Raw genomic sequence first — 11,022 nt, 5'->3', positions numbered from 1 at the left:
GAGAGGGACGGGAAGGGACGGGGCCCGGGCTTCGAACTTAGGTTAGCCTAACCTAATTGATGTCGTTCGGATGCGCGCCTGTGCGTGACGGCCGTCACGCACGGCTCATGTGCCCGTCACGGGCGGTGAGTTGCGGGGTGGGCGGTGCCGGCCGTCAGCCCTGCTCGCGGAGCTGTTCCTCCGTCAGGCCCCGCCGCCAGTAGCCGACGAAGGTGACGCGGCGCCGGTCGACGCCGCGCTCGCCCACGAAGTGCCGGCGCAGCGCCTTGACGCGGCCGGACTCGCCGGCGAGCCAGACGTACGGGTGCCGGGCGGACGGCAGCCGGGCCGCGCGGAGCGCGCCGAGGGCCATGCCGTCCGGGTCCTCGGCCCCGTCCCGGACCAGCCAGGTGATCTCGGCGTCCGCCGCGGTCGTCAGTTCCTGCACGTCCTCGGCGTGCGGCACCTCCAGCCACACGCGGGTGCGGGTGCCGGCCGGCAGGGACTCCAGTGCGGCCGAGGCGGCGGGCAGGGCGGTCTCGTCGCCCCAGACGACCACCAGGTCGGTGTCCTCGGGCGGCCGGAAGCGGATCGCCCGGTTGTCGGCGACCGCCGGGCCCAGCAGCAGGACCCGGTCGCCGGCGGCGGCGCGGGCGGCCCAGCGGGAGGCGGGGCCCGCCTGGACCGCGGCTTCCGGCTCACCCGGTTCGCCCGGACCGGCCGGCGGCCCCGGCGGTCCCGGCACTTCCGGCACTTCCGGCACTTCCGGGACGACGCCGTGCAGGACGAAGTCGATGTCGATCTCGACGGTGTTCCCCAGGGCGTCCCGGCGCAGGCCCCGCAGCGTGTACGAGCGCATCACCGCCCGCACGTCGTCCGGGAGTTCGCGCCACGCCTGCCACCACCCGTCCCCCAGCTCCACGGGCACCGCGGGCTCCGTCTGGCCGGGGTGCGGCAGGAACAGCGACAGGGACTGGTCGCGTCCGTCGGAGCGGAAGGCGGCGAGGTCGGGCCCGGCGAAGGTGACCCGGGTCAGAGACGGGCCGAGCCGCCTCGTCCGTACGACCTGGAGGGAGAAGAAACGGAACGGGGCGGCTACGGCAGTCGTCACGGGGGGCTCCTGCGAGTCGGGGCGGACGGGGTCAGCTGACCTTCTTCGCCTTCTCGATGGCCTCGGCGAGGTTGTCGAGCAGTGGCGTGCACTTGTCGTAGGACAGGATCGGCTCGGGGGAGCGGGAGATGACCTGGCCGGCCTTGACCGCGGGGAGCGCCTTCCAGGTGCCCTCGCTGATGTCGGCGGGCTGGATGGTCGAGGCGCGGTCGTCCATGATGATGACGTCGGCCGGGTACTTGTTGGCGTTCTCCCAGCTCAGGCTCTCGAACCAGCCGCCGGTCGCCTTCTTGGCCTCCTCCGGGGGCTCCACGATGTTCACGCCGAGGGCCTTGAAGTACTCCAGGTCGATGGAGTAGTTCGAGCCGGAGACGTAGAAGAGGTCCGGCGCGGCGGAACCGGCCAGCACCTTGATCTCCGGCCGGGCCTTGGCGGCCTTGCGCAGCCGCTCGGCGGCGGTCTCGAACTTCTTCTTCGCCTCGACGACCTTCGCGGCCTTCATGTCGGCGCCCAGCGACTCGGCCAGCTCGGCCATGCGCTGCAGCGGCTTCGGCATCTGGCGGTCGTAGACCGAGATCGCCACGCTCGGCGCCAGCTTGGCGATCTTGTCCTTGGAGGCCTCCGGCACGTACCAGAGGGTGCCGGCGTCGTCGAACGTCGTGGAGATGAGCACATCGGGCTGGAAGGCCGCGTACTGCTCGACGTTGAAGCTGTCGAACTTGTTGCCGAAGATCGTCAGCTTGCTGACGTCCATGTCGCCGGCCTGGACGTCGGCCTTGCCGTCCTTCGTCCTGGTCGGACCGAAGACGCCCTTGACCTCGATGCCGTAGTCGTACAGGGCGGCGGCCACGCCGGTGAAGGCGACGATGTTCGCCGGGACCTTGTCCAGCTTCACGGTGGTGCCGCGGTCGTCCTTGAACGTCCAGGGGCCGGACTTGGCGGCACCCGTCTCCTTGCCCGAGCCGCCGCTCTTCCCGTCGTCGTCCCCGCAGGCCGCGAGCACGGCACCGAGGCCGAGGGCGCCGCCGGCGGCGAGGATTCCGCGGCGGGTGAGGGATGTGGGGCGGGCGTTGGGCATGGGTTCGGTCTGCTTTCGTGTCTGCTGGTCCACTGGTCGGAACGGAGCTTAGGTTAGCCTAACCTCAAGGCGTCCCCCCACGGGGTGGCGGTGTGACGCGGGCCACTGCCCGTCACGGCCCTGGCGGTCTGGAACCCGATCGCGCGGGGCGGGGTTGAGTCGCCGCTTGAACACGTGTGCGGCAACCGGGAGTCGAGGGACGGGGCTGACCTCGTGCCGCACGTCCCCCCTGCGGCGGCTGCGGACTCGTCAGACCGAAGACCGGTACGCAGGGGCAGCGTACGAGTGCGGAGGGCGGACGGTGGCCTCCGTCGAACCGGGGCGGCGCTTTTCCTTCCGGCCGGCTTCATGGACCGCGCGGGCGGTGTCCTTCGGCGTGCCGCCGCTGCCCGCCGAGGAGGAGAGGAACGACCGGATCACCGCGCGCATGGCCCGGCACGGCCCCCGGCGACGAGCCGGAGACCGGTGACGGCGTTCGGCTTCATCAGCGAACAGGCCGTACCGGAACGGCACCCGGGCGGCTCATCACCACCCCGAAGGGGATCGGCCGACTCCGCCGGCGCTCTGCCGAGATCCGTTCACGGGCCCTGACCCCCGAGGACTCCTCGGCCCTGTCGAGGCGCATGCGAGGAGCGCGGTGAACACGTCCGGCCCGCCCTGGGCCCGCTTCCTCGCATACGCGACCCGCGCCTGACACCACCGCACGGCCGGGCGCCCGCCCCGGAGTCACCTCCGGGGCGGCCCCTCGTGTCGTCCCGTCAGTGGGCCCGCTGCTGTCGGTGCAAGCGGTTCGCGCGCTCGCGCCGGGACGTGGCCGGCACGTCCACGGCGGCGCCGGCCCCCAGGCCGGGCGTGGCCTCCCGGACGCGGAGCCGGTCGGCGAGTTCGCGCACCCGCACGTCGTCCGGGCCGAGGCCGATGTAGAACAGCGACTCGTCCACCGGGCTGTCGTCGCCGCCCCAGCGCACCACGCCCCCGCAGTCGGCGAGGATGTCGCGCACGGTCAGCAGCTGCAGCGGGAAGAGCCCACCGGGCGCGCTCGCACCCGGACGGATCCGCACCGCGGTGCCCGAGGCGAGGTTCGACTCCGGCAGGTCCTTCTTCAGCCCGCCGATCGGCTGCCAGCCGGCGAGGTCGGCGCGGTGCAGCTGCTCGACCTCGTAGTGGAAGCGCCGCACGACGTGGAACAGGATCGCCTGCGCGTCGCCGATGCGGACGTCGACTTCCCGTCCCGTACCGGAGACGGAGCGGGTCCAGACCGTGGAGACGTGATTGGCCTGCTTCTCCAGGGTCCAGCCGTTGGCCGAGGTGGGGGCCCTGTCCGGGGTGCGAGGCGCGCTCCGGGGAGCGGTCACCGGGGCGGCCGCGGCCACGGACGGGACGGCAGCCCCGACGGCGGCTGCCGCGGTGAGCACGCCGGCGCTCTTGACGACGAACCGTCTCGGTACACCGTTCTTGTCGTGAGACACGTCTTTCAGTTCCTTCCCCAGCTGATGATGACGAGGCTGAGCGTGGGCACCGCGGTGGCCGCGGCGCTCAGCAGCCAGTAGCCGCGTGGGGTCAGCGCCGACCTCCGCCGCAGCGGATGGTTGGCCAGCCACCACACGAGACCGAACAGAGTGAGGACGGGCGCCGCGACCAGGACCCACGGGAGCATCCCGTCGTTCTCGGTCGGCTCGCGACTGGTCCAGCCCAGGGAGGCCAGCGGCCAGTTGGCCGCGAAGTACCAGAGCAGGAATGCGGGGACGACGGCTGGAATCCCCAGCAGGACATTGACGACCAGGGACATGCCCAGCATGAGGCGTGGGTGTGCGGTGCTTGTCTTCACTCGGTCTCACTCGGTCCTACTGGCCGCGGGACAGCATGTTGTAGTTCTCCAGCACGTTGTACAGGCCGATCAGCTCGCGCCCGTACTGCGCGGCATCGTCACCGGTCCCGTTGTACCGTGCCAGCAGAGCCTGGGTCTGGGACAGGGTGGTGGACAGACCCGGACGGGGGGCGCCGATCTGGTGGGCGTTGTAGATGGTCAGGTAGGCCACCGAACGGATGTTGTACGTCGTGTCCTCGTTGAGCTGCCTCCACACCGACGGGATGTCGTCGTCGGTGAGAGGGGTGCCGTTGATGATTCCCTGCTGCATGCAGTAGTTGCGGGCGTCGATCGTCACCCAGGCGAAGATCTGCCCCCAGCCGGTGCTGCAGTCGTCGTCCGCCCCGGCCTTGACCGCCTCGTCCGCAGCGATGTCCAACGGGTTGAACTTGCGCAGCTCCCACAGCACCGGCGCCTGGATGAGTGCCTTGCGGAGCTTGAGCTGCCGCGCCAGCGAGGTGAACAGCCAGTCCGCGCTCAGCACCAGCTCGGTGGCCTTGGTGCTGGAGATGCCGCCGAGGGTGGCCCAGTCCTTGTCGGGCGTCCAGGCCTCGCCGCCGGTCTCCGGAACGCCGATCGATTCCAGGTACGTCCGGACGTCCTGGAGCAACGCGTCCCCGTACGCCTCCTTGTCCAGGTCCGTGTCCAGACCGTCCAGGGAGACGCCCGGGTCGAAGTCGCCCTGCCCGGTGTCGCGGCCCGAGGCGATGTTGTTGTCGACCTCTATGGACCCCGTCCCCGAGCCGACGGTGATCGTGGAGATCTGGTCGAAGGCCCAGTTGGTGGGCAACGGATAGCCGAGGTTTCCGGAGAAGCCGCTCGACATGTCGGAGACGAAGCTCGCCGCGGCGTACCCGGCGTCCGCGATCCGCTGGCACACGTTGCGGGGACCGTACACGCCCACCCCGTAGCCGGAATTCTCGCCGATGGCGCGCATCACCCCGCGGAAGTGCGGGATGACGTACTGCGTGACCTCACCGTCCATGGCGTCGTAATCCACCGCGAAGTAGATGATGGTGCCGGGCTTGAAGCCGTGGAACCGGGCCCACTCGATCGCCCGGAACGCGTCGGCGGTGCCCTGGTTGTAGCTGAAGTAGTCCGCGGACCGGCTCCACGTCTGGAAGATCGGGAAGCAGCGCAGCCCGGCTTCCTTGATGGTGGCCAGCTCGCCGGGCTGGATCTGCTTCTCCGGCAGGTCGGTGCTGGACGGGTTGAACAGGTAGCGGCCGATGTACTTGTAGCCGGCGGCCTTCAGCGCTTGCGCGCGAGCGGGCGTGATCATGGTGACGCCGTCGCAGGCCTCCCCCTTGCGGGACTGGTCGCCGTAGGAGACGAGCAGCGAGGCCCAGGTCTGGAAGTCGCCCTTGCCGGTCACGGGGAGCTTGCTGAAGGACTGGAAGGTCTGCACGCCGGACTGCACCGCGGAGGTGAAGTTGCCGAAGGGGACGTTCCGCTTGTTCAGGATCATCGCCGCGGTGAACAGCTGCGCCCAGACGTCGGTGGTGCCCAGCGACACGGTGCGGCTCTTCAGGCCGGACTGGGTGCCCGGTCCGAACACGCCGTTGGCGACGCCGTCCGCCATGCCCAGCTCGTACTGGATCGCCAGCAGCATCGACTTGGCCACGTCGCGGGAGTGGTGACCGTCGCACGGGATGACGTAGTAGTCCTTGCGCAGGATGTACCGGCCGTTGAGCCACTGCTGGACGGAGCGGATGGCGTCGGAACCGCCGCTCACGGTGACGTACGCGTCCATGGTGAACAGTCCCTTGACCACCTTCGGCCACAGGGCGCTGCCCGGATACGTGCTGTCCACTCCCATGTTCTGGTTGAGCCTGACGACGGCGGCCTTCACCCGGTCGTTGTACGTGCCGTCGATCTCACCGCCGTCGTAGCCCTTGCAGTAGAGGGCGGACTGGACGATGCGGCAGAAGTCGGCCGACGGGATCGTCGTCTCGTCGAGCTTGCCGTACAGCTCACCCAGCTTGCCGAGGGTGGTCGGCCCGAAGGCGTTGGACAGGGCGGTGATGCCCATCTCGTACTGCAGCGCCCGGGTCAGGGCGTACATCACGGGCCAGCCGGTCTGGCCGTTCTCCTCCAGCTTGGATATGCCCAGGGTCGCGCCGTTGTCGTACGTGGTGTTGATGAATCTCTGGGCGCGAAGCACCATCTCGTCAGCCATGACTCCGTCTTCTCCTGTCGGTCCGGCACGGAGCGGGCCCTGGGGGCCCACTGGTCATGAGGTCGTTCGTGGCCTGCGCGGCGGCTTCGGGCGTGACGTCGTGCGTCCCGGCGGTGAGAGGCGGGGTGCGGGGGACGTGCGCCGGCCGCGGGAACACGGCCGCTCGACGGCAGAGCCGTTCCTCAGAGGGCGCGGGTCGGTGGAACGCCCGCCACCGGATCGTGGTGCGGAGACATGGAACAGACCCCCCGAGTGTCCGCGCACACCGCCCGTACGGCGGCGACGCTGCCGGAAACCGTTGCGCGGAACCGGATGTCCCCCCTCGCCCCTGTGTCCGGCGCACCGGCCGCGCGCTCCGGCAACGTTCTTGATCTTTCGTTCACCGTGACGGACTGTGTCGTTCCGGGGAATCGAAGAGGAGGCTTCGTGATGGAAACGTGACCGGGGGGGAAGGAGGACCGCGCGCGGCCCCGGGCCCGTGCCGGGCGTCGGGACGGGGTGACGCCCCCTCAGCGGCGGACCACGTCGCAGGGGAGCGGGGCGGCTCTTCGGCGGGCGTCCGTCCACCGCCGGACGAACGCGACGGCCCCGCGCCGTCCAGGCGCGGGGCCGGTGTCCGTCAGGGACCGGGCGGGCGGTGGCTCAGCCCGCCAGACCCAGCTCCCGGGCGATCAGCATCCGCTGGACCTCGCTGGTGCCCTCGCCGATCTCCAGGATCTTGGAGTCGCGCCACATGCGGGCCACCGGATACTCGTTCATGAAGCCGTAGCCGCCGTGGATCTGCGTGGCGTCGCGGGCGTTGTCCACCGCGACCGTCGACGAGTACAGCTTCGCGATGGCCGCCTCCTTCTTGAACGGCTCGCCCGCCACCAGCCGGTACGCCGCGTCCCGCCAGGCGAGGCGGGCCGTGTGGGCCTTCATCTCCATGTCGGCGATCTTGAACTGGATGGCCTGGTTCGCGCCGATCGGCCTGCCGAAGGCGTGACGTTCCTTCGCGTACCTCACCGACTCGTCCACGCAGCCCTGCGCCAGCCCCGTGCCCAGCGCGGCGATGGCGATCCGGCCCTCGTCCAGGATCCGCAGGAACTGGGCGTAGCCGCGCCCCTGCTCGCCCAGCAGGTTCTCCGCCGGCACCCGGACGTCGGAGAAGGACAGCTCACGGGTGTCCGAGGCGTTCCAGCCGACCTTCGAGTACGGGGCGGCCACCGTGAAGCCCGGCGTGCCGGACGGCACGATGATCGCCGAGATCAGCGGCCGGCCGTCCGGCTTGCGGCCCGTGACCGCCGTGACGGTCACCAGACCCGTGATGTCCGTGCCCGAGTTGGTGATGAAGCACTTGGCGCCGTTGATCACCCACTCGTTCGTGGCCTCGTCCAGCCGTGCCGTCGTGCGGGTCGCGCCCGCGTCCGAGCCGCCGTCCGGCTCGGTCAGCCCGAAGGCGCCGAGGATCTCGCCCGAGCACAGCTTCGGCAGCCACTCACGCTTCTGCTCCTCGGTGCCGAACAGGTGGATCGGCATCGCGCCCAGCGAGACACCGGCCTCCAGCGTGATGGCCACCGACGAGTCGACCCGGGCCAGTTCCTCCAGGGCGACGCCGAGGGCCAGGTAGTCGCCGCCCATGCCGCCGTACTCCTCCGGGAACGGCAGGCCGAACAGGCCCATGCGGCCCATCTCCCGCACGATCTCGTACGGGAACTCGTGCCGCTCGTAGAAGTCGCCGATCTTCGGTGCCACGACGTCGTGCGCGAACTCCTCGACCGTACGGCGGAGTTCTTCCAGTTCGGGGGAGAGCTTGTGGTCCATGGCTGTCACTGCTCCTGGTGGGAGTCGGCGCCCGAGCCGGCGAGGGCTCGTACGGTGCGGGACGGGCTGGGTCGGCCCAGGTGCGCGGCCATCCAGACGCTGGTGGCGACCAGACGGCCGAGGTCCACCCCGGTGTCGATGCCGAGGCCGCGCAGCATCCACACGAGGTCTTCGGTGGCGAGGTTGCCGGTGGCGGACCTGGCGTACGGGCAGCCGCCCAGCCCGCCGGCGGAGGCGTCGACCGTGGTGACGCCGAGCCGCAGCGCGGCCAGGGTGTTGGACAGGGCCTGGCCGTAGGTGTCGTGGAAGTGCACGCCGAGCGCCGCCACGGGGACCCCGGCCCCGGTGAGCGCGCGCAGCAGGGCCTCGACGTGGCCCGGCGTGGCCACGCCGATCGTGTCGCCGAGGCTCAGTTCGTCGCAGCCCATGTCCAGCAGGGCCCGGCAGACCGCGACCACCTGCCCGACGGGCACGGCGCCCTCCCAGGGGTCGCCGAAGCACATCGACAGGTAGCCGCGGACGTGGACGTCCTCGCTCTTCGCCCGCGCCACCACCGGCTCGAACATGGCCAGCGCCTCGTCCACCGTGCGGTTGAGGTTGGCCTTGGCGAAGGACTCCGTGGCGCTGGCGAAGACGGCGACGCGGCGGGCGCCGAGCGCGAGCGCGCGGTCCAGGCCGCGCTCGTTCGGCACCAGGACCGGGAGGTCCACCGGCAGGTCAGCGACCGCCGGGAACAGCTGCTCCGCGTCCGCCAGCTGGGGGACCCACTCGGGGTGGACGAAGCTCGTCGCCTCGATCGTGGTCAGACCGGTGCCCGCCAGGCGGCGGACGAACTCCGCCTTGACGGCCGTCGGCACGGTCCCCTTCTCGTTCTGCAGGCCGTCGCGGGCGCCGACCTCGTGGATGCGGACGCGGGCGGGCAGGCCCTCGGCCGGCACGGTCATGGGCAGGCCCAGGTCCGGGGTGCTCATGCCGTCTCCTCCTCGCTCTTCTCGGCGGGGGCGATGACCGCCAGCACCTGGTCCATGGCGACCGTCGTGCCGGGGGACACGTCCAGCTCGGCGACGGTGCCGGCGTGCGGGGCGGAGACGACGTGCTCCATCTTCATCGCCTCCACCACCAGCAGGCTCTGCCCGGCCGTCACCTCGTCGCCGACGGCGACCTTCACCACCGTCACCGTGCCCGGCATCGGCGCGGTCAGCGAGTCGGCGCCGGCGTGGGCGGCGCGGCTCAGCGAGGCGGCGACGGGGTCGTGGTCGCGCACCTGCCAGGCGTCGCCGTCGCGGCCCAGCCAGGTGCCGTCCGGCAGCGCGGCGACGGTGTGGGCGACGCCGTCGAGCCGGAAGGTGTACCGGAGCCCGTCCCCGGCCGCCGTGACCTCGGACGCCGGCAGGGGCCGCTCCGCGCCCTCCGGCAGGATCTCGGTCCCGCCGTCCGCCGTGCCGCGCACCCGCACGGTGACCGGGTCCCGGCCCGGCACCCGCAGGTGGTGCGCCGTCCAGGCCCGCTCCCCGCCCATCCGCCAGCCGTCTCCGGCGTCGAACGGGTCCGACCAGCCGGTGCCGCCGGCGGCCGGGACGAGCGCCGCCCGGCGCAGCAGCGCCGCCGCAGCGTAGACCTCCGTCGGCACCTCGTCCGGGACGAGCGCGTCCACGTCCCGCTCCACCAGCCCGGTGTCCAGCTCGCCCGCCACCACCGCCGGGTGCGCGAGGAGCCGGCGCAGGAACCCGGCGTTGGTCTGCACGCCCAGCGTCACCGTCTCCGCGAGGGCCGCCCGCAGCCTGCGCAGCGCGGTGGCGCGGTCGGGGCCGTACGCGATCACCTTGGACAGCATCGGGTCGTAGAGGCTGCCGACCTCCGTGCCCTCGCTGAGCCCGGAGTCGGTGCGCACCCCGTCGCCCTCGGGCTCGTGCAGCGCGAGCACCGTGCCGCCGGAGGGGAGGAAGCCACGGGCAGGGTCCTCCGCGCACAGCCGGGCCTCGATCGCGTGCCCGGTCAGCCGGACGTCCTCCTGTGCGAACCCGAGCCGCTCGCCGGCCGCGACCCGCAGCTGCCACTCCACCAGGTCGAGACCGGTCACCAGCTCGGTCACCGGGTGCTCCACCTGGAGGCGGGTGTTCATCTCCATGAAGTAGTACTGCGACGGGTCGCCGCCCGGCACGATGAACTCCACCGTGCCCGCGCCCCGGTAGCCGCAGGAACGCGCCGCCTGCACGGCCGCCTCGCCCATCGCGGCCCGCGTGGCCTCGTCGAGGAGGACGCTCGGCGCCTCCTCGACGACCTTCTGGTGCCGGCGCTGCAGCGAGCACTCGCGCTCGCCCAGGTGCACCACGTTCCCGTGGCCGTCGGCCAGGACCTGGATCTCGATGTGCCGGGGCCGGTCGATCCACCGCTCCACCAGCAGCGTGTCGTCGCCGAAGGAGGCGCGGGCCTCGCGGCGGGCGGCGGCGATCTCGTCGGCGAGCACGGCCTCGTCCCGCACCAGCCGCATGCCCTTGCCGCCACCGCCGGCCGACGGCTTCAGCAGCACCGGCATCCCGATCCCGCGGGCCGCGTCGGCGAGCTGCGCGTCCGTCAGGCCGCTGCCGCTGGAGCCGGGCACCACCGGCACCCCGGCCGCCCGCACCGTCTCCTTGGCGCGGATCTTGTCGCCCATCAGCGCGATGGCGTCGGCGGGCGGCCCGACGAAGACCAGCCCCGCCTCCTCGCAGGCCCGCGCGAAACCGGCGTTCTCCGCGAGGAAGCCGTACCCGGGGTGCACGGCCCGCGCCCCCGTACGGGCCGCCGCGTCCAGCAGCCGCTCCACGGACAGATAGCTCTCCGCCGCCGGCGCCGGACCGATCCGCACCGCCGTGTCGGCCTCCCGCACGTGCCGGGCGTCCGCGTCGGCGTCGGAGAAGACCGCCACCGAGCGCACTCCCAGCGAGCGCAGCGTCCGGACGACCCGGACGGCGATCTCGCCCCGGTTGGCGACGAGCACGGTGTCGAACATGCGTGAAACCTCG

Annotated in this window: 8 protein-coding genes; all 8 read right to left on the bottom strand. The window is 71.8% G+C overall.

Going from position 1 to position 11,022, the window contains the following annotated elements:
* Positions 1–154 precede the first annotated feature (154 nt).
* The 8 genes from ACIRFH_RS01565 to ACIRFH_RS01530 all read right to left on the bottom strand — a co-directional run bounded on the left by ACIRFH_RS01565 (position 155) and on the right by ACIRFH_RS01530 (position 11,009).
* On the bottom strand, positions 155–1,090 hold the full coding sequence (locus tag ACIRFH_RS01565) for a siderophore-interacting protein (protein ID WP_403516535.1): 936 nt from the start codon (positions 1,088–1,090) through the stop codon (positions 155–157).
* Between the two features lie 31 nt (positions 1,091–1,121).
* Positions 1,122–2,168, bottom strand: a complete 1,047-nt coding sequence (locus tag ACIRFH_RS01560; RefSeq protein ID WP_403516534.1) for an ABC transporter substrate-binding protein — start codon at positions 2,166–2,168, stop codon at positions 1,122–1,124.
* Between the two features lie 758 nt (positions 2,169–2,926).
* Positions 2,927–3,637, bottom strand: coding sequence for a hypothetical protein (locus ACIRFH_RS01555; protein ID WP_403516533.1), 711 nt, complete (start codon positions 3,635–3,637; stop codon positions 2,927–2,929).
* A gap of 5 nt (positions 3,638–3,642) precedes the next feature.
* Positions 3,643–3,966 (bottom strand): hypothetical protein, encoded by a 324-nt coding sequence (locus ACIRFH_RS01550; protein ID WP_403516532.1) that lies wholly within the window; start codon positions 3,964–3,966, stop codon positions 3,643–3,645.
* Positions 3,967–4,012: 46 nt separating this feature from the next.
* Complete coding sequence (locus ACIRFH_RS01545; RefSeq protein ID WP_403516531.1) at positions 4,013–6,214, bottom strand: glycoside hydrolase domain-containing protein; 2,202 nt, start codon at positions 6,212–6,214, stop codon at positions 4,013–4,015.
* 642 nt (positions 6,215–6,856) lie between these two features.
* Complete coding sequence (locus ACIRFH_RS01540; RefSeq protein ID WP_403516530.1) at positions 6,857–8,017, bottom strand: acyl-CoA dehydrogenase family protein; 1,161 nt, start codon at positions 8,015–8,017, stop codon at positions 6,857–6,859.
* Between the two features lie 5 nt (positions 8,018–8,022).
* Entirely contained in the window at positions 8,023–8,988 is a 966-nt protein-coding gene (locus tag ACIRFH_RS01535; RefSeq protein WP_403516529.1) for a hydroxymethylglutaryl-CoA lyase, read from the bottom strand.
* The gene (locus tag ACIRFH_RS01530; RefSeq protein ID WP_403516648.1) at positions 8,985–11,009 is read right to left on the bottom strand and encodes an acetyl-CoA carboxylase biotin carboxylase subunit; all 2,025 of its coding nucleotides are present in this window, start codon (positions 11,007–11,009) and stop codon (positions 8,985–8,987) included. Before ACIRFH_RS01530 ends, ACIRFH_RS01535 begins: the two co-directional genes overlap by 4 nt.
* Positions 11,010–11,022: the final 13 nt, after the last annotated feature.

The sequence above is a fragment of the Streptomyces sp. NPDC093586 genome, from assembly GCF_044764905.1.
GTDB lineage: Bacteria > Actinomycetota > Actinomycetes > Streptomycetales > Streptomycetaceae > Streptomyces.
The sequence above is the reverse complement of the archived record's forward strand: the minus strand, read 5'-3'. Positions and strand labels throughout refer to the sequence as shown.

What these genes read in the sequence shown, in the direction of transcription:
- ACIRFH_RS01540 (WP_403516530.1), bottom strand. Translation starts at nt 8,017, where the DNA reads ATGGACCACAAGCTCTCCCCCGAACTGGAAGAACTCCGCCGTACGGTC.
- ACIRFH_RS01550 (WP_403516532.1), bottom strand. Translation starts at nt 3,966, where the DNA reads ATGCTGGGCATGTCCCTGGTCGTCAATGTCCTGCTGGGGATTCCAGCC.
- ACIRFH_RS01545 (WP_403516531.1), bottom strand. Translation starts at nt 6,214, where the DNA reads ATGGCTGACGAGATGGTGCTTCGCGCCCAGAGATTCATCAACACCACG.
- ACIRFH_RS01560 (WP_403516534.1), bottom strand. Translation starts at nt 2,168, where the DNA reads ATGCCCAACGCCCGCCCCACATCCCTCACCCGCCGCGGAATCCTCGCC.
- ACIRFH_RS01530 (WP_403516648.1), bottom strand. Translation starts at nt 11,009, where the DNA reads ATGTTCGACACCGTGCTCGTCGCCAACCGGGGCGAGATCGCCGTCCGG.
- ACIRFH_RS01535 (WP_403516529.1), bottom strand. Translation starts at nt 8,988, where the DNA reads ATGAGCACCCCGGACCTGGGCCTGCCCATGACCGTGCCGGCCGAGGGC.